Annotated in this window: 25 protein-coding genes and 1 pseudogene; 10 read left to right on the forward strand and 16 right to left on the reverse strand. The window is 57.7% G+C overall.

The window, feature by feature from the left end; all coding sequences use genetic code 11:
* Positions 1-45 precede the first annotated feature (45 nt).
* A complete protein-coding gene (locus GEOBRER4_RS18110) occupies positions 46-384 on the reverse strand; it encodes a hypothetical protein (protein WP_185243437.1) in 339 nt (112 codons plus the stop codon).
* A 112-nt stretch (positions 385-496) separates the two neighbouring features.
* Complete coding sequence (locus tag GEOBRER4_RS18115; protein WP_185243438.1) at positions 497-1255, reverse strand: endonuclease/exonuclease/phosphatase family protein; 759 nt, start codon at positions 1253-1255, stop codon at positions 497-499.
* A gap of 305 nt (positions 1256-1560) precedes the next feature.
* On the opposite strand from GEOBRER4_RS18115, the gene GEOBRER4_RS18120 reads away from it, so the two are divergent.
* Positions 1561-2793: a bifunctional alpha/beta hydrolase/OsmC family protein gene (locus tag GEOBRER4_RS18120; RefSeq protein WP_185243439.1), complete on the forward strand. Its 1233-nt coding sequence runs from the start codon at positions 1561-1563 to the stop codon at positions 2791-2793.
* 89 nt (positions 2794-2882) lie between these two features.
* On the opposite strand, the gene GEOBRER4_RS18125 is transcribed toward GEOBRER4_RS18120, so the two are convergent.
* From GEOBRER4_RS18125 to GEOBRER4_RS18155, 7 genes are all read right to left on the reverse strand, one after another.
* Positions 2883-3008 (reverse strand): FeoB-associated Cys-rich membrane protein, encoded by a 126-nt coding sequence (locus tag GEOBRER4_RS18125; protein WP_185243440.1) that lies wholly within the window; start codon positions 3006-3008, stop codon positions 2883-2885.
* Between the two features lies 1 nt (position 3009).
* Positions 3010-5235: a ferrous iron transport protein B gene (gene feoB / locus GEOBRER4_RS18130; protein ID WP_185243441.1), complete on the reverse strand. Its 2226-nt coding sequence runs from the start codon at positions 5233-5235 to the stop codon at positions 3010-3012.
* A complete protein-coding gene (locus tag GEOBRER4_RS18135) occupies positions 5232-5459 on the reverse strand; it encodes a FeoA family protein (protein WP_085814832.1) in 228 nt (75 codons plus the stop codon). Before GEOBRER4_RS18135 ends, feoB begins: the two co-directional genes overlap by 4 nt.
* A gap of 2 nt (positions 5460-5461) precedes the next feature.
* The gene (locus tag GEOBRER4_RS18140) at positions 5462-5713 is read right to left on the reverse strand and encodes a FeoA family protein (RefSeq protein WP_085814831.1); all 252 of its coding nucleotides are present in this window, start codon (positions 5711-5713) and stop codon (positions 5462-5464) included.
* An 82-nt stretch (positions 5714-5795) separates the two neighbouring features.
* Positions 5796-7226: a carbohydrate porin gene (locus GEOBRER4_RS18145; RefSeq protein WP_185243442.1), complete on the reverse strand. Its 1431-nt coding sequence runs from the start codon at positions 7224-7226 to the stop codon at positions 5796-5798.
* 256 nt (positions 7227-7482) lie between these two features.
* Positions 7483-7938, reverse strand: a complete 456-nt coding sequence (locus tag GEOBRER4_RS18150; RefSeq protein WP_185243443.1) for a Fur family transcriptional regulator — start codon at positions 7936-7938, stop codon at positions 7483-7485.
* A gap of 285 nt (positions 7939-8223) precedes the next feature.
* Complete coding sequence (locus GEOBRER4_RS18155) at positions 8224-8673, reverse strand: DNA-processing protein DprA (RefSeq protein ID WP_185243444.1); 450 nt, start codon at positions 8671-8673, stop codon at positions 8224-8226.
* Between the two features lie 283 nt (positions 8674-8956).
* On the opposite strand from GEOBRER4_RS18155, the gene GEOBRER4_RS18160 reads away from it, so the two are divergent.
* From GEOBRER4_RS18160 to GEOBRER4_RS18170, 4 genes are all read left to right on the forward strand, one after another.
* Positions 8957-9403, forward strand: a complete 447-nt coding sequence (locus GEOBRER4_RS18160; protein ID WP_185243445.1) for an Hsp20/alpha crystallin family protein — start codon at positions 8957-8959, stop codon at positions 9401-9403.
* Between the two features lie 32 nt (positions 9404-9435).
* Positions 9436-9834, forward strand: coding sequence for an Hsp20/alpha crystallin family protein (locus tag GEOBRER4_RS18165; protein ID WP_185243446.1), 399 nt, complete (start codon positions 9436-9438; stop codon positions 9832-9834).
* Positions 9835-10009: 175 nt separating this feature from the next.
* Positions 10010-10345: a multiheme c-type cytochrome gene (locus GEOBRER4_RS20175; protein WP_226377833.1), complete on the forward strand. Its 336-nt coding sequence runs from the start codon at positions 10010-10012 to the stop codon at positions 10343-10345.
* A 27-nt stretch (positions 10346-10372) separates the two neighbouring features.
* On the forward strand, positions 10373-11233 hold the full coding sequence (locus tag GEOBRER4_RS18170) for a multiheme c-type cytochrome (protein WP_226377834.1): 861 nt from the start codon (positions 10373-10375) through the stop codon (positions 11231-11233).
* A 67-nt stretch (positions 11234-11300) separates the two neighbouring features.
* Here GEOBRER4_RS18170 and GEOBRER4_RS18175 read toward each other — a convergent pair whose 3' ends face one another.
* The 4 genes from GEOBRER4_RS18175 to trxB form a co-directional block, all read right to left on the reverse strand.
* Positions 11301-11504 (reverse strand): hypothetical protein, encoded by a 204-nt coding sequence (locus GEOBRER4_RS18175; RefSeq protein ID WP_185243447.1) that lies wholly within the window; start codon positions 11502-11504, stop codon positions 11301-11303.
* 39 nt (positions 11505-11543) lie between these two features.
* The gene (locus GEOBRER4_RS18180; RefSeq protein ID WP_185243448.1) at positions 11544-11996 is read right to left on the reverse strand and encodes a hypothetical protein; all 453 of its coding nucleotides are present in this window, start codon (positions 11994-11996) and stop codon (positions 11544-11546) included.
* The gene (locus tag GEOBRER4_RS18185) at positions 11993-13522 is read right to left on the reverse strand and encodes a YifB family Mg chelatase-like AAA ATPase (protein WP_185243449.1); all 1530 of its coding nucleotides are present in this window, start codon (positions 13520-13522) and stop codon (positions 11993-11995) included. The genes GEOBRER4_RS18180 and GEOBRER4_RS18185 overlap by 4 nt, the downstream gene beginning before the upstream one ends.
* A gap of 264 nt (positions 13523-13786) precedes the next feature.
* Complete coding sequence (trxB, locus tag GEOBRER4_RS18190) at positions 13787-14737, reverse strand: thioredoxin-disulfide reductase (protein WP_085814820.1); 951 nt, start codon at positions 14735-14737, stop codon at positions 13787-13789.
* 144 nt (positions 14738-14881) lie between these two features.
* On the opposite strand from trxB, the gene GEOBRER4_RS18195 reads away from it, so the two are divergent.
* From GEOBRER4_RS18195 to ilvA, 3 genes are read left to right on the forward strand one after another with little or no spacing between them, the layout of a single operon-like run.
* Positions 14882-15619: a hypothetical protein gene (locus GEOBRER4_RS18195; RefSeq protein WP_185243450.1), complete on the forward strand. Its 738-nt coding sequence runs from the start codon at positions 14882-14884 to the stop codon at positions 15617-15619.
* 48 nt (positions 15620-15667) lie between these two features.
* Positions 15668-16672 carry a cation diffusion facilitator family transporter gene (locus GEOBRER4_RS18200; protein ID WP_185243451.1) on the forward strand — a complete coding sequence of 335 codons (1005 nt, stop codon included), beginning with the start codon at positions 15668-15670 and terminating at the stop codon, positions 16670-16672.
* A 16-nt stretch (positions 16673-16688) separates the two neighbouring features.
* Positions 16689-17897, forward strand: coding sequence for a threonine ammonia-lyase (gene ilvA / locus GEOBRER4_RS18205; protein ID WP_185243452.1), 1209 nt, complete (start codon positions 16689-16691; stop codon positions 17895-17897).
* A 67-nt stretch (positions 17898-17964) separates the two neighbouring features.
* On the opposite strand, the pseudogene GEOBRER4_RS18210 reads toward ilvA, so the two are convergent.
* Together GEOBRER4_RS18210 and GEOBRER4_RS18215 are read right to left on the reverse strand one after the other, a co-directional pair.
* Positions 17965-18897, reverse strand: a pseudogene (locus GEOBRER4_RS18210) (RQC domain-containing protein); the annotation flags it as partial.
* 304 nt (positions 18898-19201) lie between these two features.
* Positions 19202-19429 carry a helix-turn-helix domain-containing protein gene (locus GEOBRER4_RS18215; RefSeq protein WP_185243453.1) on the reverse strand — a complete coding sequence of 76 codons (228 nt, stop codon included), beginning with the start codon at positions 19427-19429 and terminating at the stop codon, positions 19202-19204.
* 166 nt (positions 19430-19595) lie between these two features.
* On the opposite strand from GEOBRER4_RS18215, the gene GEOBRER4_RS18220 reads away from it, so the two are divergent.
* Together GEOBRER4_RS18220 and GEOBRER4_RS18225 are read left to right on the forward strand one after the other, a co-directional pair.
* The gene (locus tag GEOBRER4_RS18220; RefSeq protein ID WP_185243454.1) at positions 19596-19829 is read left to right on the forward strand and encodes a hypothetical protein; all 234 of its coding nucleotides are present in this window, start codon (positions 19596-19598) and stop codon (positions 19827-19829) included.
* Positions 19830-20207: 378 nt separating this feature from the next.
* Positions 20208-20957 (forward strand): metallophosphoesterase, encoded by a 750-nt coding sequence (locus GEOBRER4_RS18225; protein ID WP_185243455.1) that lies wholly within the window; start codon positions 20208-20210, stop codon positions 20955-20957.
* A gap of 557 nt (positions 20958-21514) precedes the next feature.
* Here GEOBRER4_RS18225 and GEOBRER4_RS18230 read toward each other — a convergent pair.
* The gene (locus GEOBRER4_RS18230; RefSeq protein ID WP_185243456.1) at positions 21515-25222 is read right to left on the reverse strand and encodes an ATP-binding protein; all 3708 of its coding nucleotides are present in this window, start codon (positions 25220-25222) and stop codon (positions 21515-21517) included.
* Positions 25223-25382 lie beyond the last annotated feature (160 nt).

Consider the following 25382-nt stretch of genomic DNA (forward strand, 5'->3'; position numbering starts at 1 on the left):
TATTCGAAGGAGGCAAGGCGCGACCTACCGGCCGTAGCGACGTACCTAGTAATCGTCCAGTATTTTCCCCCAGGCGTCCTTCATGGTAATCCTGTTGGCGGCGTTGATACCGAGGACCTCCTCGTTGATTTTCTCCGCTTCCTCATCAGACAGCCCCACCTTGGGGCGGACGCCCATCCAATGTGTCGCCGACCCGGAAGGGGACTCCAGCGGGCGCGGCAAAGGCGGGCCGGGCTTGTACTTCCTGTCGACGAAGATGGCGGCTTCGTACTGCCTGCCGTGCTTTACCAGGCATATCTCCAGTAAAGCCCCAGTGTTCTGCAGGACCCTGTCTATTATCACTTCCTGAACTTCCATATCCGCCGGCATCTCCGAGTAACTCATGGCTGTCTCCATTATTCGTCCCAGGGGACGGTTGTGCTTTATAGGTTTCTCTTCGGACCGGACTTCCCAGACTTTAGGATTTTTCGCCGGGTGTTGTCCAACTGGCCTATACCTAAGGGGTAACTGCCAGGCGCAGCCTGACCACCAGCGGCAGGTGATCGGAAGCGACGCCGGTGAGCCTCGTGCGAGGGATCAATTCATCTTCCACCACGAGGTCGGGCGAGACGAAAACGTGGTCGAAGCGCACCATCGGAAGCTTGCTCGGGAAGGTGAACTGGTTGTGCCCGAACTTGAGCTTTTCCTGTTCGTCCATGAGCGCGTTCTTGAGCCGCTTGTGGATGGTGGAGCTCGGCAGCGTGTTGAAGTCCCCGCAAAGGACCACCGGCGGACGGCAGTCTGGGTGCGAAAGCCACTCGGGCCCGGTCAGCACCCTTACCTGGTAATTCCGCTCCCTGTGAGTCAATCCCAGGTGTGCGTTCACCACCTGCAGCTTCTGGCCGAAAAGGTCTATCTCGACCCAGATCACCCCCCGCGGCACCACGGTCCGGTACCTGTTCTGGGGATGCAGCCCGCCGGCCTGGACCAGCCGCATCGGAAACCGGCTCAACACCACCTTCCCCCAGCGTTCCCGTTCCAGGAAATAATGCCGCTCCCCTGTGGTCAGGAGGGCGAGTTCATGGACCAGGTCCTGACAGGGGCCGCCCACCTCCGGCCGCACCCTCGCGCCCGGGAGCTCCTGCAGGCAGACGATGTCGGGCCCGCAGCTGTGAATGACCTCGGCTATGCGTGAGGCTGAGGAGCACCGGTCGTTGCCGATCAGCCGGTGCACGTTGTAGGTCATGATTGTGAAGGAGCGGTCTTGGTCGGACATGGCGCACCCCGCGTCCTTGGCTGCTTCCACTCTCCCTTTGGACGACGCAGAAGATTATACAAGGTTTTTCCATGCTGTCCGCTGCGGACGCGCCTTTGCTGCAGAAGGGACGGGACCCTGCCGAAATGCCCGATGCGCGGCATATGCTGGGCTGAAGGCGCGGCCCCCTTCGCTGCAGGGTTCTTGACTTGGCCCGCGGGAAGATTAACTTTGAACTGGCCGGCCTGTTGAGAGGGCGCAAGGGCGAGAACTGACGCCCCATTGCTACCCCGCCGCACCCTGGGCGGACGGAAAAGGAGATGAAGATGAACACGAAGAAAGTGAGCTTTCCCAATTCACGCGGAGAGCAGTTGGCCGCACGGCTTGAGATGCCAGAAGACGAGCAGCCGATCGCATATGCCATCTTCGCCCACTGCTTCACCTGCACCAAGAACCTGAAGGCCGTGGTCAACATCGCCCGCGCCATGAGCAGCAAGCGGATCGCCGTGCTCCGCTTCGACTTCACCGGCCTGGGCGAGAGCGAGGGGGACTTCTCCCGGAGCACCTTTTCCTCCGATGTAAGCGACCTGGTCTCGGCGGCGCGCTTTCTGGAACGGGAGTACGCCGCGCCGAGCATACTGGTCGGGCACTCGTTGGGGGGAGCGGCGGTACTCGCTGCGGCGGGCGAGATCCCTTCGGCGCTAGCCATCGCCACCATAGCGGCCCCCTTCACCCCGGCGCACCTGCGGGAGTTGCTGGGTGAAAGCGCGCAGCAGATCGAACAGGAGGGGGAAGCGACGGTGCACCTGGGAGGAAATGACTTCACCATCAGGAAGAGCCTCCTCGACGATCTGGAGGCGCACAGGCCGGAGGAGTTCCTGGACCGTCTAAAGGCGGCGCTACTGGTGTTGCATTCCCCCGCAGACAGGATTGTCGGGATCGACAACGCATCCAGGATCTTCGAGGCGGCGCAATTCCCCAAGAGCTTCATCTCTCTGGGGGAGGCGGACCACCTCCTCACCGATCCCGCCGACTCCCGCTATGCCGGCGAAGTCATCGCCACCTGGGCCTCGCGCTATCTCCCCCGCATGGAAAGCGCACAGGCGTTGCAGCGCCGCGAGCCTGCCGACAACCGGCTCACCGCCCGCACCGGCGCACAAGGTTTCCGTACCGACATATTCGCCAACGGCTTCAGCATGGTGGCGGACGAACCTCTGCAGTACGGCGGCAGCAACGAGGGTCCCTCCCCCTATGAGTACGTGATGGCGGGGCTCGGCGCCTGCACCACCATGACCCTGCAGATGTACGCCCGACAGAAAGGGTGGCCCTTGCGGGACGCACTGGCACGCCTGTCCCACCACAAGATCCACGCCGAGGATTGCCGGGACTGCGAAACCAGGGAGGGACGCATCGACATGTTCCACCGCGAGATCGAGGTCTTCGGGGAACTGGATTCCGCTCAAAGGCAAAGGCTTTTGGAGATCGCCGAGAAATGCCCGGTGCATCGCACGCTTTCCGGGGAGATCCGCATCGAGACCAGCTTGCGGTGGGACGATTAAGAAGTCCCGGCCCTCCTCACGGCTGCGCGCACCCGAAACGAGAAGCGGGCCTGGGGTTTACCCTGGCCCGCCGTCGTTTCAGCGTAAGATTACTTCTTGCAGCAGCTCCCGCCTTCGCACCCGCAGCACCCCTTCTTCTTCCAGAGATTCAGATACAGGATGTAAAGAGCGCCGGTGATGATGACGGCTGCGATGATGATATCCGCCACTCCCATGTCAGCCTCCTATTCCCAGGAAGCTCCCCCCCTGGTAGATGATTAGCGCAGCCGTCCAGGCCAGCGCCGTCTGGTAAACGAGCCCCACCGCCGCCCATTTCCAGGTGCCAAACTCCTGGCGCATCGCGACTATGGCGATCATGCACGGCATGTAGAGCAGGACGAACGCCATGAACGCGTAGGAGGAAAGCGGCGTGAAGGCGCCGTGGATCGCCTGCTTTAAGGCCGACTGGTCCTCCTCCTTCTCCTGGTCGCCCGGGAGATAGAGAAGCGTCGTCACCGCCGTCTTGCAGGCCTGGCCGAAGGAGACCGCTATCTCCTTGAGATCCTCCTGCAGCGTCGGGACTTCCTTCTTCTCGTCATGCTTCGGCGAATAGATCTCTCCCATGGTGCCCACCACGATCTCCTTGGCGATGACGCCGGTGATGAGCGACGACGCCGCTTCCCAGGTGCCAAAGCCTACCGGCGCAAAGACAGGGGCTATCACCGCTCCCGCCTGCCCGAGGTAGGAATCCCTCTTGTGCTCCACCCCCCAGGGGAGGTTCAAAAGGAACCAGACCAGCACCGAGACGGCAAAGATGTAGGTGCCGGCCTTGAACAGGAAGTGCTTCCCCTTCTCCCAGGTGTGCACGCAGAGGCTGCTGAAAGAGGGCATACGGTAAGGGGGGAGCTCCATGATGAACATGGGGGCCTCGCCGCGGAACAGGGTCCTCTTGAAGACGAGCCCCATCAGCACCGCGAGCAGCATCCCCATCACGTAAAGGGACCAGATGACGGTGCTGGAGTTGTCGGGAAAAAAGACCGCCACGAAGAGCACGTACACCGGAAGTCTCGCGCCGCAGGACATGAGCGGCACCAGCAGTGCGGTCAGCACCTTGTCCTTGGGGTTTTCCAGCGTGCGGGTGGCGTAGATCCCCGGGACGTTGCAGCCAAAGCCGAGCAGCATGGGGATGAACGACTTGCCGTGCAGGCCGATGGAGTGCATGGTGCGGTCCATGACGAAGGCGGCCCGTGCCATGTAGCCGCTACCTTCCAGGAAGGTGATGAAAAACATCATGGCGAAGATGACCGGGACGAACACCAGCACCGACCCCACGCCGGCTATCACCCCGTCGTTGACCAGCGAGACGGTCCAATCCGGCGCTCCCAGCGGGAGCAAGAGCGCAGACGCCCAACGCTTGAAGGGCCCTTCGGTCATGGCGCCGATCCACTCCCCGAAGGGGGCCGACAGATCGAAGGTCAGCTTGAACAGAAGCCACATGGCGACGAGGAAGATGGGGATTCCCAGGAAGCGGTTCAACACTATGCGGTCTATCTTCTCGGTCAGCTCCGTCTGGCGCAACTCCGGCTTTTGCAGCACCTCGCGTGTGAGCCCGGAGGCGAGCGAATAGCGGGCGTCGGCCATGATCGACTCCATATCGTCGCCGTGCGCCTTTTTCAGGTGCTGCAGCGCCTGGTCCAGGAAGTCGACGCGGTCGATTTTCATCTGCTCCAGGACGTGGCTGTCCTCCTCCATCAGTTTCAGCAATAGCCAGCGCTGCGGGTAGCGCCCCAAAAGGGGCCAGTGGCTGTGGCGCATGATCTCTCCGACCTGTTCCGCAGCCGCCTCGATGTCTTCTCCGTAGCTAAGCTTCCTGGGCGCGTGCCCAGCCAGATCGTCCGCCGCGACCAGCACCGACCGGAACAGCTCGTCGAGGCCGGTCCTCCTTGTGGCCGAGGTGGGGACAACGGCGACGCCGAGCATCTTCCCGATCCCTTCGACATCGATCCGGTACCCTTTGGCCTGCGCCTCGTCGTAGATATTGAGCGCCATCACCACCGGGATACCCAGCTCCAAAAGCTGCACGGTGAGGTAGAGGTTGCGCTCGAGGTTGGTCGCGTCGACCACGTTGATGATCAGGTCCGGGCGCTCGCTGACCAGGTAGTCGCGCGCCACGATCTCTTCCTGCGTGTAGGGGGAAAGCGAATAGGTGCCGGGAAGATCGACCAGCTTGATCTTCCTGCCGGCGTACTCGAGCTGGGCCTCCTTTTTCTCGACGGTGACCCCCGCCCAGTTCCCGACATGGAGCCTGGTGCCGGCGATGGCATTGATGAGGGTGGACTTACCGGAGTTGGGATTTCCCGCAACTGCGACCGTGATGACGCGATCCTGCGCCGGTTGCTGCGCGCCGGCGAGGCTTCCCTCCGCGTCCTCCAGGCTATCCTTGCCTTTCAATTGCGTGCTCACCCTGCCACCTCCACAGCGATCCCTTCAGCCTCCTTCTTGCGCAGCGACAGGCTGTAACTCTTTATGCTTACCTCTATCGGGTCCCCCATCGGGGCCACTTTCAGCACCTTCACCTCTTCACCCACCAGCACCCCCATGTCCATGAGGCGCCGCTTCAGGGGGCCGATCGACCCGATAGCGGTGATCTTCCCCTTTTCCCCCGGCTTCAGCTTTGCCAGATTCATCACTACCTCCTCACCATGATTTTCATTGCCATGCGCCGGGCGATGGCGATTCTCGATTCATCCACCCTGAGCAGGACCGTGGCACCGCCGTTTTTCAGCATCTCCACGCTCCTTCCCACCCGGATCCCCATGTCCTCGACCCGGACCACCGTCTTTTCCAGCTCACCGCGCGCGGCGGAGGTTTCCGCCTTGCCCAAAAGGATTTCCACTATCTCGCCGCTTTCACCTGCACCCAGGATTCCGAGTGGTATCATGAGAACCTCCCTGCTTCAATTTTAATATTCATTTTCACCCAAAGGTCAAAAAGACAGGCAGGGAGTTCCCTGCCCTATCCGATCAGAAGCTGATACGGGTGCGCAGCGCCAGGGCCAGGACGTCGTCGCTGCCGCGCAGTCCTGCCGGGTGGACTAGGTACTGCGCCACCGGAGCGATCTCGATCTGGTCGTTCACTTTGAACCTGTAGTAGACCTCGGTCAGTTTCTCCTGGGAATCGGCGACTGAACCGTGAGCCTTGATCTGGCCGTAGGCTACGCCGAGGACGTCGTCCTTTCTTGAAGGGATCAGCCCGGCGTACTGTCCGCCTGCGCTCCAGGCCTGCTGAACCTCGTATACGTCCTTGTCGCGCTGCCCGTAGCGGGCGAAGAGGGTCAGCTTATCGGTCAGTTGCTGGTCGACGCTCACCCCGAAGTTCCAGGCGTTTTTCTGCTCCAGCTCGCCTGCCAGGGCGCCGTCCAAGGCTGCGTAAATGCGGTAGTTCCCCTCCAGTTCCCCGCTCTTCACCTTGTAGTCTAGCTCCGCGATGCCGAAGCCGTGGCTGAAGATGTCGGCGGAATCGGAGCTATCCTCGCTGTCGGCGTCGCCGCTGCCATAGCCAAGGCCGACGACGAGGGAATCGGTCAGCTTTGCCGCCACCCTCGCGCCGGGGCCGTTGGCTGGGAACGGCAGCACCGCGGAGTGGACGAAGGCACCGGCCAGGAACTGCCCCGTCTCGTCGTTGGCGACCGCGTTGGAGTCGAAGTAGTTGGAAAGGTCGATCTTGCCGGCGGTAAGCAACATGCGATCGTCGAGTGCGGAGTGTTCGACCCACGCCTCGCGGAACCTGACCCGGTCGCCGGTGGATCCCGCCAGGCCGTTCAGCCCCGAGAAGGAGTTGATCCCTGCGGTGGTGTCGAGGCCGTCGCCCCCGGTCGCCTCGAGGTCGAGGACGGCGATGGTGTTCTCCCCCACCTTGAAGTTGAAGACCAGATCGGCGCGTCCCACCGTGTCCGCGTGGTTTTTCGGGCTGTGGCCGACGGTCCCCTGGAGCACCCCAACCATCCCGCCGCTTAGGGAGATGTTCTTGGTGAGAGCGGTGAACCTGGTGCCCAGGTCCTGGTAGCGGGACTGGAAGGTCCTGGTGCCCACCAAAAGCATCTCGGCGCGCAGCTCTTCCTTCAGGTCGGCGAGCAGCAGCAGGTCTTCCCTGTCGACGGCATCGACTCCCTCCTTCACCGCTTTTTCAGCCATTTTTTCCGTCAGAAGCTGCACTGCAAGCGCCACATCCATCCTGCTGCAGTCATGCTGCTTTCCCTCCAGGAACTCCGGCGGGAACAGTCCTTCAACCTTGTACTTCGCTCCGAGCCGCACGATCTCCTGGCAGGCCTTGTGCTTCAGTTCCACCCTCTCGGGAACGACCAGATCAGGATGCAGGGCAAACGCTGTCCCGGAAGAAAGCAGAATGCTCCCCAACAGTAAAGTAATTGCTACGGAAATCTTCTTGAAACCCATCTGGTCCCCCTCTTAGCTAATGCGGTTACCATTTCTCATTCGGAGCGGTTGCTCTCAGCTAGACACTCTTTAACGAAATAGTTGTTCTTCTTAGTCCCACAGATGTGAACCGGGGGCACGTCTCATATCGGCCAGCAGAGCTAAAACTGAAAGTTAGTTTCATTCATTTGAGAAAAAAAACAGTCATCCCTTTAGCAGCAGATAACACCGAGGTCGAACTAAAGGTACTATCGCCGCAGATTTATTTCGGTTTTTATCAGTGAGTGCGAGAATTGCGCCCCTGACAGTGCCGGCAAAGCCCCTTGAGTTCGATCTTGAAACTCTCGACCATGAAACCGAGGCTGTGAGCACGTTTTAGCTGCTCTTTCTCAACAAGACCGTTTTCGAACTCCGTGACGCCGCCGCAGTCGCTGCAGACAAGATAATCGCGACGTTCACCCTGCCGGGCCAACCGGTAACGGGTGATACCGTCGCCCAGGTTGATCTCCCGGACCAAGCCCGACTCGGCAAGAAGCCTCAAGGCGCGATAGACGGTGGCATGACCGATGTAGGGATGCTTCGCCCGCAGCAACAGGTAAAGCTCGTCGACGTGGGTGTGCCGGTCCAGTTCGACCATCGCGTCGACCACCAGGTTGCGCTGCAAAGTCGTCTTCAGATTTTTTCTGGAGAGGAAATGGTTGAACTGTTCCTTCACCTGCTGCTTCATTTGCATAACGCTCGCTCTTCTGGATCAGAGTGGTACTGCTGTCGCATAAAAAGAATGAATGTCAGTTTCACCATTTCAACAAATCTATTCCCTGGCAGATCTCACACAACATAGCGAGCAGCCGTGGCACTTGATGTTACAGAGAACCTCTTGAATTTTTGAGAATTTCTACGATGACAAGAGAGGCTATTGGTTTTGAAAATTGAATTCGTTTATAGAGGAGGTTTTGTGAGTTGTCAACCTTTTTTATTGGCATGCAGTGCGCCCGCTTGCCAGTTTTGGAAACCGCCGCTACAGAAGTATGACCTTATCCGGATAAGTTGCGCAAAGGAGTTCCAGTTTTCCTCCTGGAGAGGCATGGGCTATGACTGCCTGGTCGGCAAGATCCATCATCATCCTGTTGCGCTGATAGCATTTGGATTCACAGGGGTGGGTCACGCTTTCGGCGTAGCGTGAAATCACCAGCAGGCGCCCCGCGGAGATGTGTCTCTCCCATTCGGGATCGATCCTCCGAAGCCCCTGCGCCATGGCGACGATGATCGGCTGCGACCCCAGCAGCAGTCGACAAAGCACCTCCTTCTCCAGCGGCGAATGGTAGCCGGAGATGACGCACCTTCCCTGTTCCCGCTGCTCGTCGGCCCACCGACGCGCCTTCGCCGCGACCCCGTCGGGAACCTTCCGGGAACAAAGGAAAGCGATCTTGTGCAGCATCAAGAGCTCTTCGTTGCCTACCGAGTACATGAGCCTCCCCCCTTCCACGCCCCGCGAGCAGCCCCAAGTATAGCTGTAATGCCGCGGCCTTGCTCACCGCCACCCCTCCTCATTTTTTAAACTGGCTCAGCCTTGTTCCCTAGCCTTGCAACGGATGGTAAAGAGCGGTATTCCCGGACTAGTGGTTGCGGGAGGGATATTGCGACAAACCTTTGATCGTGCCAACTTTACAGCCTCAACCGCCCCCATTGACAAGACAAAAACAATGCTTATCTTCCCGTCAGAAAATCACTCTCGAAAGGAGGCAATCGACATGGCAACGTGGGACGTTTTCAAAGAGTTGGACAGCCTGAGAAGAGAAATCGACGAAGCATTTCGCGGCGCAGGGTACAACCGCCCCTTCAGCCCGGTATTCCTCTCGCCGGTGGCCACCCGCCGGTTCCCGCTGGTGAACTTCAGCGAGGATGAAGGCAGCGTCTATGTCGAGGCACTGGTACCAGGCGTCGATCCAAAGGATACTGACATATCCGTCCTCAGGAACACCCTGACGATCAGCGGCGAGCGGAAACCCTTCGCGGAGGTCAAGGGAATGATCCACCGCTCCGAACTGGGCTCCGGCAAGTTTAGCCGCACGCTGGAACTGCCCGTCGACATCGATCCGAACAACATAACCGCCTCGTGCAAGGATGGTTTGATGCAGATCAAACTGGCGAAAGCCGAGCACGCGAAACCGAAGAAAATAGACATCAAGCTCTCGTAAGGATCAATTCCATCAGGAAGGAGGTCTTAGAAATGGCACCCAACAGCTTGACCGAAAGAAACGACGAACGCAACGTCCAGACCCGTGAGGAAACCAGGTCTAACGAAAGGTATATCCGCCCCGCAGTCAACATCGTGGAGACCGAAGAAGGGCTCTTCCTGACCGCCGACCTCCCAGGCGTCGCCAAGGGGGACATCGACGTCAACGTGGAGAAAGGGATCCTCACCATCACGGCTCCGGCGAAATCGAATCTCACCGGGACCCCGGTCTACAGTGAGTTCCAGCTTGGGAACTACTACCGGCAGTTCACCATTCCCGACAGCCTCGACCATGAGAAGGCCAAGGCGGACTTCGTGAACGGCATCCTGACACTGAGGATTCCCAAGGCTGAGATCGCGAAGCCGAGACGGATCGAGGTGCAGGTCGGCTGACAACCGATCGATGCACCCAGGTGGGAGATTTCCAGCCGCTTTCCACCACGATTGAATGCGAAGGGCCGCCTCGAGCGGCCCTTCGCTTTTCCCTTCTTTTTTGATCTCGATCAAAGAAATCCCCTCGGGCATGTGGTTTACATGGTCACCATTTTTTATTTTCTAGGAGGTTTCAATGCTGCAATGTCTGAAAAAATTAGCTGGAGGGATGGCGCTGGTTCTCATGCTGGCTCTGCCTGCGCTGGCTGCCGAGAGCAACTGCATCAGCTGCCATAAGAAGGTCACCCCGAATATCGTCAAGGACTTCCTTGAAGGGGAGATGGGCAAAAGCGGCAGCGTCGACTGCTTCCACTGCCATGGCAAAGAGCACCAGAGTGCCAAGGACGTGGCCAAGGTCACCATGCCCACCGAGAAGACCTGCAAGCAGTGCCACACCAAAGAGCACGACCAGTATGCGTCCGGTAAGCACGCCATGGCCTGGGTTGCCATGGACGCCATGCCGACCAACTAAATCCAGCCCCACGCCTACATCCAGGGGATGAAGGGATGCGGCGGCTGCCACAAGGTCGGTATCCGCGACGACAAGTCCCGCGACGAGGGACGCTACGGTTCGCCCTGCAATTCCTGCCACACCCGCCACAAGTTCAGCAAGGCCGAGGCCAAGAAGCCCGAAGCATGCCGCACCTGCCACATGGGGTTCGATCATCCGCAATGGGAGATGTGGTCCAATTCCAAGCATGGCTCCATCTACGAGATGGAGGGCGACACCGGCCGCGCCCCCACCTGCCAGACCTGCCACATGGGTGACGGCGACCACAACGTCATGACCTCCTGGGGATTCCTCGCCTTGCGCCTGCCGGAAGACGACGCCGAGTGGATGGGCTACCGGGTGACGATCCTGAAAGGGCTGGGAGTTCTCGACGCAGCCGGCAAACCGACCCCGCGCCTGGACCTGGTGAAGGCTGGCAAGGTCGCGCGTCTCACCAAGGAAGAATGGCAGGCATCCCGCGACAAGATGGTGGGCGTATGCACCAAGTGCCACAGCGCCAGCTACGCGAAGACCAGCCTCGGCAACGCCGACAAGATGATCAAGGAAGCCGACAAGCTGATGGCCGAGGCGATCACCATAGTCGCCGACCTCTACGAGAAGGGGATCATCAAGCCGCAGAAAGGTCAGCCGGCCTACCCGGACCTGCTCACCTTCTACGACACCAGGACCCCCATCGAGCAGACCCTGTACGTGATGTTCCTGGAGCACCGCATGCGTGCCTTCCAGGGGGCGTTCCACATGAATCCCGACTACGTCACCTGGTACGGTCTGGCCGAGATGCAGAAGGACCTGGTGGAGATCAAAGCCGATGCAGCAGCGATGATCCGCGAATCGGGTCACAAGAAATAACCACCAGATACTTCCCACCCAACAAAAAGCGGGGCGCCAAAAGCGCCCCGCTTTTTTACTGGTTCCATCAGCTCCCGCTCCGCCTGGCTTGCGCGCGCTCGACCAGTTCCCCCCACTCCCCCTTGGGAGAACCTTCCTTTTTCAAATGCCAGCTCTGGTGGGCCGATTGGCCGCCGTTGCCGTGGCATGCTTTGCCGCAAAGTGGGCAGGTCCAGGCGTAAGGGGAATGCCTGCGTTCCCTTTTCTTTTTAGCGTCGTCTTTGGAGAGCATGGTGGAACCTCCTGCCGTGCCAGATGGAATTACAAATCCCTAAAGGCAACCCGTGATGGCCTCATATGCAGTAGCGAGCTCGAAGGCGGAGCGTTGGTCGTACAAGCAGAAGTCTGCGACGCTCTGGATTTTTCCCTCGAAGGAGGAGTGCCAGGAACTGTCCGCGGAGACGATTACACCGGCATCCTGGTCATCGAACTGGTCCGCCGTTATGTCTATGGTTAAATCGGCAAGTTGCAGCCATGCATGGGTCCGACCTTTTCTCTTCCCAGCCATGTAATGGGACCGTCCGCACCCGTTGACTTGAAGGTATTTCGCCAGCAGCAGCGAAGCGTCACCGCAAGCGCCTGCGGGGAACTCCCGGAGAGTTGCCAGGCGGCTCGTCCGCGGGTTGCTCCGCAAGATCGCCTCTCTGAACCGCCGTGCCAGCTGGAACAGGAGTTCCTGGTGCGGGTCATCCCCTGGCCTCGCCAGCATCACCTCGCCCCTCATCCCGTTTTCCGGTCCAGGCTCCTGTACTGGATCGCCTCGGAGATGTGGTGTTCCTTGATGGATTCGCTGCCGTCCAGATCAGCGATGCTGCGGGCGACCTTGAGGATCCTGGTGTAGCTTCGGGCCGACAGGCCAAGACGGTCGGTGACCACCTCGAGCATCCGGCTCCCAGCCGCGTCGGTCTCGCAGAACTTGCGGATCATCCTCGCCGTCATCTGGGCGTTGCAGCGCACCTTCGTCCCCTTGAAGCGCTCCTTCTGCACGTCGTGGGAGCGGGCGACGCGCGCGGCGATCTCGACCGAGCCCTCGCTCTCCCCCCGGTCCGACAGTTCGCGGTATTTCACTGCTGGAACCTCGATGTGGATGTCGATGCGATCGAGGAGTGGACCCGATATGCGTGAGCGGTAGCGCTGGATCATTAGGGGGGTGCAGGAACAGAGGTGCACCGGGTCGGCGAGATAGCCGCAGGGACATGGGTTCATCGCGGCGACCAGCATGATGCGGCTCGGGTAGGTGACCGAGGAGAGGGCGCGGGAGATGGTTACCCTGCCGTCCTCCATCGGCTGCCGCAGCACCTCCAGCACGTGCTTCTTGAACTCGGGCAACTCGTCGAGAAAAAGGACGCCGTTGTGGGAGAGCGACACCTCGCCGGGCTTGGGGGTGTTGCTGCCGCCGATCAGCCCCACGTCGGAGATGGTGTGGTGCGGGGATCGAAAGGGCCTGCTGGAGATGAGCGCATGGTCCCGCTCCAAAAGCCCCATCACGCTGTAGACCTTGGTGGTCTCGATCGCCTCCTCGAAAAGCATGGGTGGGAGGATAGAGGGGATGCGCCGCGCCAGCATGGTCTTTCCCGATCCAGGAGGACCTATCATGAGCAGGTTGTGGCTTCCGGCTGCGGCCACTTCGAGTGCGCGCTTGGCATGCTCCTGCCCCTTCACCTCGCAAAAATCGTCGCCTGCCTCTCCCCCCTGGCCGAACAGGGCCGCAATGTCCGCGCGGTAAGGTGCTATCTCCGCCTGGCCGTTCAGAAAGCCGACGACCTGGGAGAGGTCAGTGACCCCTATCACCTCGACCCCCTCGACCACTCCCCCCTCGGCGACGTTCTCTGCCGGGATGATGATGCCGGAAAGCCCCGCCTCGCGCGCGGCGACCGCTACGGAGAGGCAGCCACGCACCGGTTTCACACCTCCGTCCAGCGAGAGCTCTCCCAGGAGGATGTAGCGCTGAAGCTGCTCTTCCCTGATGGCGCCGGTTGCGGCCAGTATCCCTATGGAGATGGGGAGATCGAAGGAGGCCCCTTCCTTCTTCACGTCGGCGGGGGCGAGGTTTACGGTGATCTTGCGGTTGGGGAAATCGTAGCCGGAGTTCTTCAGTGCCGCCTTGACCCGGTCCTTGCTCTCCTTTACCGCGTTGTCGGGAAGCCCCACGGTGGCCAGTTGAGGCAGCCCTTGGGCGATGTCCACCTCCACGTCGATGAGGATGGCATCAATTCCGACCAGAGCGCTGGAGAGAACCTTGGCTAGCATGAGAACCCCCAACTGATCCAGAGTTATCTGGTAAGTTCTGAGTCTTATGGCGAGACAGCCTGTGTGTGCGTATGTGGGAGGCAGGTGCTGAGTTCCAGTAGCGGGTTGAAACGACGTCAGCCAGATTAACAGCTACCAAGGATTGGTCAAGCGGGGGAAAGCGACGAGATCAGATCATCTTTGCACAGAGTCGCGCGGCGGCATCGGTGGGGGTGTCAGGGTAGCTCCCCCTCCTGGCGAGGGGGAGCTTTCGTTGAAGATGAGCTAGGACTTGAGCATTTCCAGGTAGCGGTCCGCATCGAGGGCGGCCATGCAGCCGGTCCCGGCGGAGGTGATCGCCTGCTTGTAGTTTCTGTCCTGCACGTCTCCGGCGGCGAAGACGCCGGGGATGTTGGTGGAAGTGGAGTTCCCTTCATAGCCGCAGTTGGTGCGGATGTACCCTTCGTCCATCTCCAGTTGTCCGTCGAAGATGTGGGTGTTGGGCTGGTGCCCGATGGCTATGAAGCAGCCGTGCGCGCTGATCACCTTGTCCGAGCCGCTGGTGTGCCTGAGCCTTACGCCGGTGACCCCGGACTCGTCCCCCAGCACTTCTTCCAGGTGATGATTCCACTCGATGGTGACATTGCCGTTCTTGGTCTTCTCGATCAGCTTGTCGGCGAGGATCTTCTCGGCGCGGAACTTGTCCCTGCGATGCACCACCGTTACATGGCTCGCGATGTTGGAGAGGTAGAGCGCCTCCTCGACCGCGGTGCTGCCGCCTCCGATGACTACTACCGGCTTGCCGCGATAGAAGAATCCGTCGCAGGTGGCGCAGGCGGAAACGCCTTTGCCCTTAAACGCGTGCTCCGAGGGAAGCCCCAGGTATTTGGCGGACGCGCCGGTGGCGATGATCAGGGCGTCGCAGCTGTAGCTGCCGTTGTCCCCTTCCAGCACGAACGGGGGTTTGGTGACCTGGGCCTTGCTGATGTGGTCGTAGATGAACTGGGTGCCGAAACGCTCGGCGTGCAGGCGCATGCGCTCCATGAGATCCGGGCCCATCACCCCTTCCGGGTCGCCCGGCCAGTTGTCCACCTCGGTCGTCGTCATCAGCTGCCCCCCCGGCTGCAGCCCGGTGATCAGTACCGGGTTCAGGTTGGCACGCGCAGCATAGACCGCAGCGGTGTATCCGGCAGGGCCCGAGCCTAGAATAATGAGACGGTGGTGAGTCACTTCCATTAAAACGACCTCCAGCTGAAATTTAGCCGAGAAGATATCAGCATATCTGGAGAATTGCAAGGCGCCAAAGGGCTAAGTCATTGACCGGAATAGGTACCTCTGCTAATATTCAAGCCGTTGTCATATAATGAGAAGGAGGGAAGCATGAAGAAAATCGTGGTATCACTGGCACTGTCCCTGGCGTTGGTCGGGGGGGGGCAAGCAATGGCAAAAGATATCCGTTTCACCGGCGCACTTACCCAAGGGGAGTTCAAAGATTTCACCAAGGAGGCTGGCGCCGCCATCTCCTTCAAGAACACCGCACCTGCGGAACCTCTTGGAATCACCGGCTTTGAAGTGGGGCTGGAGGTCTCAGCCGTGGACATCAGCGGCAGCGACTACATGAACAAGGCTTTCGAGGGGAACGCACCCTCCTACGCGGTGCTCCCCAAGCTGCGCGCGAGAAAAGGGCTGCCGCTGGGAATCGACGTCGGCGCCATGTACTCCTACGTACCGGACTCCAACATGAAGCTCTGGGGTATCGAAGTCAGCAAGGCGATCCTGGAAGGTACCGCCGCAACCCCAGCCCTCGGCGTTCGCGGCACCTACAGCAAGCTCTCCGGGGTGGGCGACCTCGACCTGCAGACCGCCGGCGTAGATGCGTCGATCAGCAAGGGCTTCCTCATCCTGACCCCGTACGCCGGAGCAGGCGGGGTATGGATCAGCAGCGAGGCGAAAGGGAACCTCAAGACCCTCTCTCCCAATCTCAAATCAGAAGACGTCTTCCAGCCGCGCGTCTTCGCCGGTGTGCAGGTCTCCCCGTTCCCGCTGTTCCACTTCACAGGCGAGGTGGAATACCAGGAGCGCCCGATCTACACCTTGAAGGCTGCCATAGGTTTCTAACAACCGTCAGTCGGGAGGGGGCTTCCCCCCCTCCCGCCGGGGAACACCATGCATGCCCACGCCGACACCCATCTGGACCAGAGCATAACGGGACGCTTCAAGTACGCCATAATACTAACCGCTGTCACGCTCGTCGCCGAACTGGCGGGGGGGCTTTGGACCAACTCCCTTGCGCTTCTCTCTGATGCGGCGCACGTCTTCCTCGACCTCTTCGCGCTGCTGCTTTCCCTGGGCGCCATCAAGCTTGCCTCCTACCCGGTCAGCGACACCCGCACCTTCGGCTGGCACCGGATGGAGGTCTTCGCCTCCTTCATAAACGGCAGCACCGTCTTTCTCATCGCCGGGATCATCTGCTACGAGGCGGTTATCCGCTTCGTCCATCCCGAAGAGGTGAAGAGCCTGGAGATGCTGATCATCGCCTTCATCGGCCTGGTGATGAACCTGGTCTCGGCGGGGGCGCTCCACTCGCACTCTCACGACGACCTGAACGTGCACAGCGCGTTTCTGCACGTGATCGGCGACGCAGCCGCCTCGGTAGGAGTGATCATCGGCGGGATCATCATGTACTTCACCAACTGGTATCTTCTCGATGCGCTCATCTCCGTCGGCATCGGCTTCATCATCTTCTGGGGTTCCTGGCGCGTGATGCGCGAGGCAGTGCACATCCTTTTAGAAGGGGTTCCCCGCGGCATCGAGGTGGAGAAGGTGTCGGCCACCATCCTGGAGATAGAAGGTGTGGAAGAAGTGCATCACGTCAACATCTGGACCATCTGCTCGCACATCCTGGCGCTGTCCGGGCACGTCGTGGTTCCACCGACTTTCAAAGGCGACCATGGCGGCATCCTCAGGAGGATCGAGGAACGGCTTTTCGAGCGCTACCACATCTCCCACACCACGCTCCAGCTGGAAACCAGCCGCTGCACCGACATAGAAGGGGCAAAGCAGTTCCGCCACCGCCCACGCGCGGCGTCCCTGGCACACGCACATGCCCATCCGCACCACCACCCCCACGGCAGCTGCCAGGGGCATCACCACCACGACCACACACATTGACCCCGGACGGTAGATAATGCTTGATTACAACCTGATCGTCGACGCAGCCCAGAGACTCAAGAAAAGGGTGCGCCGCACGGAACTGATCCATGCTCAGCATTTCAGCGAGCGGCTCGGCCTCCCCCTTTACTTCAAATGCGAGAACCTGCAGCGCACCGGCGCCTTCAAGATACGCGGCGCACTCAACTTCATGACGGCGCAGCCGCGTCAGGCTCTGGCGGGCGGCGTCATCACCGCCTCGGCAGGAAACCACGCACAGGGAGTTGCCTTCTCCGCCGATCTCCTCGGGGTGAAGGCGGTGGTCTACATGCCGGAGAGCACACCGCCGCAGAAGGTATTCGCCACCCGCGATTACGGCGCGGAGGTCGTTTTGGAGGGGAGGAACTTCGACGAGGCGTGTGCCGCCGCCCTGAGGCAGGCCAAGGCTACCGGAGCACTTTTCGTGCACCCATTCAACGATCCCTTGGTGATGGCGGGACAGGGAACCATCGGGCTTGAGCTGCTCGAGGATCTCCCGGATCTCGCCAACGTGCTGGTCCCGGTGGGAGGGGGAGGATTGATTGCAGGCATCGCCCGCGCCATCAAGGAGACCAACCCGCAGGTGCGGATCATCGGTGTCGAGGCCGCCGCAGCCCCTTCGATGCACCAGGCGCTGCACAAAGGGGAAGTCGTGACGGTCCCGATACGGGCTAGCCTCGCCGACGGTATCGCGGTCAAGACCGCGGGAAGCGACACCTTTCCGGTAGTAAAGGAGTACGTGGACGAGATCGTCCTGGTAGACGAGGAGGAGATCGCACTCGCCATCGTCTCTCTCATGGAACGGAACAAGCTGATGGTGGAGGCTGCCGGCGCGGTAGGGCTTGCTGCGCTTTTGAACGGCAAGGTGAAGCGGATCTCCGGGAAGACGGTGGCGCTTCTTTCGGGTGGTAACATCGACGTGAAGACCATAGCCGTGGTCGTGGAGCGGGGTCTTTTGGCTGCGGGGCGCTACCTGAAGCTCAAGATCGAGCTGGACGACGTTCCCGGCGCGCTGGCGCGGCTCGCCACCGAGATCGCCGAGGCGCGGGCCAACATATCCATCATCACCCATGACCGCCGCTCCGAGTCGCTTCCCATAGGGAAGACCGAGGTGCTGGTCGAGTTGGAGACCAGGGGGGCTGAGCATATCCAGGATGTGATCAGGCACCTGAATAAGCAAGATTACCTGCTGGAAGTCATCAAATAAAAAAACCGTTGGCCACGGAGAAGATTGTGAAAGAAGCAATATTCCCAGTGGCCAACGGTTTTAACGTTTAATTCTCCGCCTTCTCCAGATGGTCCCTGATCACCCGCAAGAAGGCATCGCCGTAGCGGGCCATCTTGTGCTGCCCCACCCCGGTTATCTTCAGCAACTCCCACTTGTCCTTGGGCATCTGTGCCGCCATCTCGGCGAGCGTCGCGTCGGCGAATACAACGAATGGCGGCACCTGCTGCTCGTCCGCGATCCCCTTCCTTAGCTCCCGCAGCTCCTGGAACAGCGCGCCGTCGTAAGCCGGCTTTTTGGCCGCCGATTTCTTCTCCACCACCTTCGTGTCGCGCGGCTTGGCAAGTTCCAACCGCATCTCCCCCCTCAAAAGCGGGCGCGCACCCTCGGTCAGCTTCAAGACAGAAAAGTTCGCCAGGTCCTGCTCCAGGTACCCCAGGTGAATCAACTGGCGGAAAAGGTTCCCCCAGAAATCCTGGGAATGCTGCTTCCCTATGCCGAAGGTGGAAAGCTGGTCGTGCTTCAGCTCCTGGATCCGGTGGTTCTGCGAACCGCGCAAGACGTCGATGACGTGCCCCATCCCGAAGCGCTGTCCGACGCGGTAGACGCAGGAGAGCGCCTTCTGGGCATCCTCGGTGGCGTCGAAGCGCTCCGGCGGGCTCTCGCAGATGTCGCAGTTGCCGCAGTCCTGCTCCAGTCGGTCCCCGAAATAGCCAAGGAGCACCCGACGCCGGCAGGTCTGCGCCTCGGCGAACCCGATCATGCAGTTGAGCTTATGCAGTTCGATCCGGTTTTGCTCCGCGTTGCCGCCGTTGCCGATGAGCCCACGCGCCACCGCGACGTCGCCGTAACCGAACAACAGCAGCGCGTCGGCGGGAAGCCCGTCACGGCCCGCACGGCCCGTCTCCTGGTAGTAGCTCTCTATGCTCTTCGGCATGTCGTAATGCACCACGAAGCGGACGTTGGACTTGTCTATCCCCATGCTTTTATCGGAACGTGAGTTAAAGTCGGTTTTTTAAGCGTGCAGGGGGGGGGGCTGCCCAAGGTGGCAAGAGTGGCTGCGGTTCAAAGCAAAGCTTGGGCTGTCGGCGCAATAGATGTTGTTGCGACCACCTCAAATCACGGCAGCCCCACAGTTGGAGCTGCTCAGAATGGAACAGCGGGCGAGCTGATCCCCAAATTAAGTGAAAAGAGCTGTCGTTCTTATTCTTGCAGCTTTGTGCAGGACAATGTTAATACAGTAGACGAGGTCGGGAGTGAGGGGGCTTTTGTAAAGTTGGCTACAGTTATTTCTTCATTTCTGCTTCTGCTAGTTCAACAAGATGCGCAGCAGGAACTTTTAGTATTTTTGATATTTCCAAAATAGTGACTAATGATGGTTGCCTCAAGCCCCGCTCTAGTAGGGATATAAACGTTCTATCTAAGTTCGCTTCCAAGGCCAGCTTTTCCTGCGAAAGGCCACTTTTCACGCGAAGATCTCGCAATACTTTGCCAAACGCGTCTTCAGGTCTCACGTGCCGCCCTCCTAGGCAGGCACCGTACCTATAAAACGCTAATTAGTCTTCGGACTATAGTCTTCAAAAAATGAGGATTGCATGTTATTGTCGCAGTGATGTGTGGATTATGTATGACATGTCAGCCAGAGCGGCATAGACTGGACATCCCATTAAGGAGCAAAAAATGAAGCCTTCATGTTGTGGTGGCAGCCTTGAGCAGCAGTACTTTACAGCCGAGCAGTTATCAGCCATGATTGACCACCATCTTTCCTACTGGGTGGATCCAAGTGGGAAAAGTGATATTGAGGCTGAAACCGCAAATGTTTTGAACCGTAATTGTGTCCAAATTGCAAAGCAGCTTCTATTGTTGCTTAAGCTAGGTAGTACCCCTCTGGTCGCTGAGACCGGTAGGGAGTAACGAACACTGCTCCGGTATCACCAACGCTTGGGGGAGAGTAAAAGGATTACCTGGACGTGCCTCTGTGGGGGTCCATGAAACTGGGGTGGGGCAAAGCCAACAACAAATGAAAAAAGCCAGTTTGTGGCGTCACGTCTTAAGTAGGTTACAGGCCCGACCTAGACCCTTCGACCTCGTATTGCCCCTGCAGACACGACGTCTCTCGACCACAAACCGACTCCTGCGCACCATAGCATATGACCTAAATACACTGCAAAGCAGAAATACCGACATAGCCTGCCGAAACCCGCTCGCATATATCTGGGAGTTGGTTGGCATTCTCAGCTTAATGAACCTGCTGAGGTCAAAAATGCTGGTGCCGGCAAAACAGGACCCAACATGGCTATAATCGCAACTGACATACATGGTGACCCCGCTGTCGCCAAAGCCTTCCTGGCCTTTCGGCCAGAGGAACTCCATATATGCCTTGGAGACCTTGTCGATGGCCGAGAAAGGCCTTCATCTTTCGAAAAAGAAGCAGAATGCCTCGACCTGCTTCTCCAATCTGACTCTATTCTCTTGTGGGGCAACCACGACCTTGCTTACCTTCCGGAACGTCCCTGGAAATGTTATGGAAATTTTGGGGAAAGTGCATTCCTGAAGCAGTTCGACACGGCCCGGGACCGACTCCGCGCCGCCTATTCCGTTGATGGCTGGCTTTGCACGCATGCAGGAGTCTCACCAAAGGTAGCGCGAGTTCTCGCAAAAGAAGTAGAGACCACTGACTTGGAAGCCGTTGTGGCTTGGCTAAATGCCGAGTTCATAAGAGAACTCCGGACCGGACTCCCTCAGCAAGATTCGGATGAGTTGCGATTTGGGTATGGACCGTTGTTCAAAATTCCAGTTTGTCGAGGCGGCACGGATGAATATGGTGGAATTTTCTGGTTTGATGCGTTTGGTGAACAGACCCAACCGAGTCCTGCAGTTGGTCTACAAATTTTTGGACATACTCCAGTACCCTATCCAGAGAGAGGAACTAGCATGGACTTTGCCGGTGGTCCCGCAGCTTCTTGGATTAACCTTAACACTTTCGAAGGTTATTGGGTCTATGATACCCAAAAGGATCAACTAGTTGAACTTATATTGTGACTTGTTTACGGACTACGTCTCGGCGCCAGCGTTTAACTGGTTAATTCGGAAATGCTCTGATTTCATAAGCTACTGTCTTGTGGTGTCAGTGAGGATAGTGTAGATCAAGACAATCTGGCTCTTTCGACGTGAGCCATGGCCATGAGATATCCGAGCCAGTCGGGCCTGTCTGTGACATATGTGCCGTCAGGATCATCATTCCAAGTAATGTCCTCTGTTACGGGAGATTTGAGAGCAGCGGAAATGCCTGCCATCCATGAAAGTACGGCTTGACTGACGATTGTTTTATCTGTGATTGAGTCACCTGGATCAGGATGTGACGTTATGATTTCAACTTTCGTCCCCGATTGGCGTGCCATCTGCTGAAGAATAGTCTTCTAGTCACCCGCATGGTATCTGGTCAATGGTCCTACATAAATATCAAGTCCCATGTATTTTCCCTTTATGCCAACATCATAAGGCTGACCGGCAAGATTTTAGGCCGGTCCAACCGTGGGTTGGAACCCCTTCGTCCCTTACTTTTTGAAATTTGGAGTTTAGCCCTACTTCCTGCCAACTCAATCAAACCGCGAACGCTCTTCATTTGTTTCCTCGTGTTCAATCCTTCGATCTAAATATTCTACTTCGTTCTCGATCCATTGTGTTACCTCAAACTCGAAACCAGCCGCGAGCCAAGTGCGGAGTTTGTCGCGTTTTCGCTTCAGATAGTCACTTGTTGGGCCGGTCCATCCTCCTGAGTGAAATGATGCACTGATTCCACTTTGCACACCGTCGCACTCGACATACCTGTATAACAATTCTCTCGTCAGTCGCCCCCCTTTGTCCTCATCTAGTGTTCCGGGGGCTGCGTGAGCAATCAGCGAAGCCCTGGATGAAGGGTCTTCTTCTATCCATTCAATAATTTCCGATATCGGCAGATCGGCTATTGCGCCTTTTGTGCCTTCCTCATTAAATCCTGATAGGCCTCCCTTAAGCCAACCGAATAAATCGTTACGCCATTTTGGAAGTGCTCCCTCAAAATGCGTCTTCACAATTTTCCACGCTCCGGCAGGATTTGCTTTTACGATCTCATTTGCGAGAGGCACAACATTATGATCGTAGCTCAGGCGGTAGACTGTGCCCATTTTAGCAAGCAAACAATCCAGCATAGAAAGGGCACGACTCCGGTCCCACTTGATCAGTTTTAAGCAGACATTTTTCCAGTGGTAGCCGCGCATTACATTTCGGCTCTCCTCGTCAGGAATGGATCTAGACACGACCCCGAACACGAAATCTGGATTGAACTGCGATGAATCGTTGAACGGGATAGACTCCAGTAGATCAATCAGCAGGGACAGCGAGTCCTGTCCTCCATGGTCGTGCAGTTGACATAGCAGACGCATAACTCTTTCAGGGGGGACCGATTCGATGGCCCTACCATATCGCAACACCTGAAATAGATATGGATCGATCCAATTCTTTTCTAATGCATCCTGACACTTAACGAACAGCCCATCATCATAAGCTGAATGGAGCGCAATAGTTGCACCAAGCCATGCTGTACTCTCTGTGTCAAAAAAGCATGCCACTGTTGCGGCATAAAAATCTGGATCGCTTAGTTGGACTACAGAAAGGTAGCCATGCAGACACACTTGGTGTTTTGTTTCCAGTGCCAACTTAATGAGTGAGAGTAGCAACTCTCGAGACCTATCGTTCTGTGCCAACTGTGCTCCGAAATGCCACAGTGCAGGCGAATTTTTCGCTGGCGACAGGAGGTGCTGAATCTGATTCAACTTCTCGGGATGCGTTGCGATGCGGCGAGCCAAAGCGTTAACCAGTGGCTTCGCACGGTTCCTGACCTTGTTGTGCCGCTCGCGAAAGTCGTCGTCCCATTCCATCCAGTCCACATCGATTACGTAGCGTTGAAACCGGCTCGCTAAGTCACGCCTTGTGTAACGACGCTCAAGGCAGCTAAGCCTCGTGGTGATTTCTGGGTGCTTGCCATCGTCTTGATACTCCCTCCAATGCCAAAAGAAGGCATTCAGCTTCTCTGGCGACATCGCAGGATCATCCACAAGTAGATTGAGGACTTGAAACGCCAACTCGGTACATGGTGGGGTTGTAATTTGCTGTTCTACGGCTTCCAGCAAGGTCTCGCAAACTTCAGTTTGCAGGGAAGGCGGCCATTTCCGGGTCTCATCAACCAGCGTCTGGAAATAGACGAACTTGGCTTGCCACCACTCTCCGTATGTCGTAGGTGTCCAGAGTTTTGCTCTCTCCCGTAGCCCTTGATACTCAGGCCCGACAATCCGGAAGCCCATGCCACGACTGTCGAGGGCCGCACGAATCGCTTTGAGCCCAAGAAGACGTTCTGCATCACGAGGAGCATGAAGAAGCTTGAGCATTGCCGGAAGTCGGGCTTCGGGACTCGATTCGGTAGCAGCTGCCTCAGGACCAATGTGAAATAATCCAATCAAGGTGCCCGTGGAGTTGTTGGAGTAATTGGCATTCTCGTTGACAGCGAGACGCCCTAGCACTTGGATAGCCCTGACGGTAAGCGTTGGCCAAACGGCGATCTTTTCGAGCGCCCAGACTAGATTTTGCCGATTATCCTCGAAAGCTAGAAGCTCCTGATCCGTCCATCTGCCGATTGTCGCTTCCAGAAGCCGCAGCACAGCAGATGGATTGGCTTCGGCCAAAATTGAGGGAAATTGAGAACCTTTCATCGACATTAACGCTTCGCGTTTAGAAAAAATGCCTTCTGGTCTAAGGATGTCGTCAATTATGTGCGCTGTTGCCGTACCCTCTGCGAACTTGAACATGTTCATGAACCAAGCGTGTAAAGACTCCGGCATCTTGTCGAAGGTTTGAGTGAAGTCGAATCCTCGCCCATAGCGCTCCCAAAACTGCTTCCACAAGTAAATGTGTAGGGCTTTGGGCACAAAGAAGAGCGTTCTGCTCCCCTGTAGCACCCTTCGTGCACGTAGGCTTTGGACAATCTCCTGGAAAAGCGCCCATCCAATAGTTGGATCATTTTCGCGAATGAGTTCAGCTATGTACTCTGCTTCTTTCCCTACGGGGGCTTCGTACCCAAATCTGCTAAATAGTGCTAGATGTTGTGTCACACAGTCGACTTGTCTCGCGGAACCTTCATCCCGGATGCCGTAGCCATGTAGAAATCTGGTCCAAATTGGTACTGTGGCTGGGGATTTCAGAAGGTCACCTGGATTTGCTCTTAAGTTATCTGCAACCGCCTGTGCAACCCGAGGCGAACCTTCGCAAATCGCAACCCATCGATCGATCTCACGTGAGTCGCCAACTCCGCGAACAAGTATCTTTTTTATCGTCTCATCAGGTAGGCGCGGGGCATTCAGTCTAACAATTTCTTCGTCGTGACTTTCGTCTCTCCCATGATCAAGCGACACTATCTTCAGGCTACCGCAACGAGGTTTTAAGTGTCTCCAAATATCTGACAGATCAGACTCTGCAAGTTCGTCTATGACAACTATAAGCGGTTTGTCGTAACCGCATTTCAGTAACTGGCGGAAGAGCCTCGTCTGCCCAAACTGTGACCCGTGCTGTATGTAAAGCACATAGGGTGCAATATCCACGTCCTTGACAGCCTCAAGCACAATTCGTGTCTTGCCCAGACCTGGCTCACCCAGAATACGTAAATGTTTGGTTTCCTTTTGTAAGCCTGCACGTATTTGGGCAATCAATTGATCCTGCTCTGGTGATGCTTCGAAGAAGTTTGCCATATGTGCGTCACGCTGCCACTCATCGAGTACCCAAGCTTCCTGAATTGGGTCGATTGCCAGAAGGGATGCTGTCCCTGGATAACGCTCGGCAAATTCGGCAATTTGACTTGCACCGAAAACCTCAACCAGATCTTCGTATCCTTCGACACCCACCTCGGCTAATACAAGAGTAATGTGGTGCCGCGAATCGTTACGCTGTTCCGGAGTCAGGTCATGACCAGTGCAAACAAGTGTGTAGCGTCCACGACGGCGAATGAGACGCTCTACCTCAGGGCATAGCTCTCCTTTGCTGTTGAGCAATTCGCTACGAATGGCGCTTGGCGTCCAAGGCTTGAACGTTGTTCCGGATTTAATTTGGAATCCAGTAAGTCCCTGCTGAAAAATGCAATCATTTGGAAGCACAATACCGGAGGGAATATTGATTTCCGCATCGATACCGCCATCCGCGACCGTGAGTCGAGAAGAGATCGTCAATACAGCTGGGGGCAATTTTGCGTAACCACATTCAGATCGAAGAATGGTGCGCATGACAACCACTGCGCCCTCTGCCGTGAGCTCGGTTACTGATGTGATTGGAACATCTAGGAGATTATTCATAGTCTGCCCGAAGAGAAATATAGTCCGATCCTTATTAAGGCTTTAACTTTTCTTTATCCTAATGCTCAACGGCGCGCCGCCTTGACCGGCG

The organism is Citrifermentans bremense, assembly GCF_014218275.1.
Taxonomy (GTDB): Bacteria; Desulfobacterota; Desulfuromonadia; order Geobacterales; family Geobacteraceae; genus Geomonas; species Geomonas pelophila.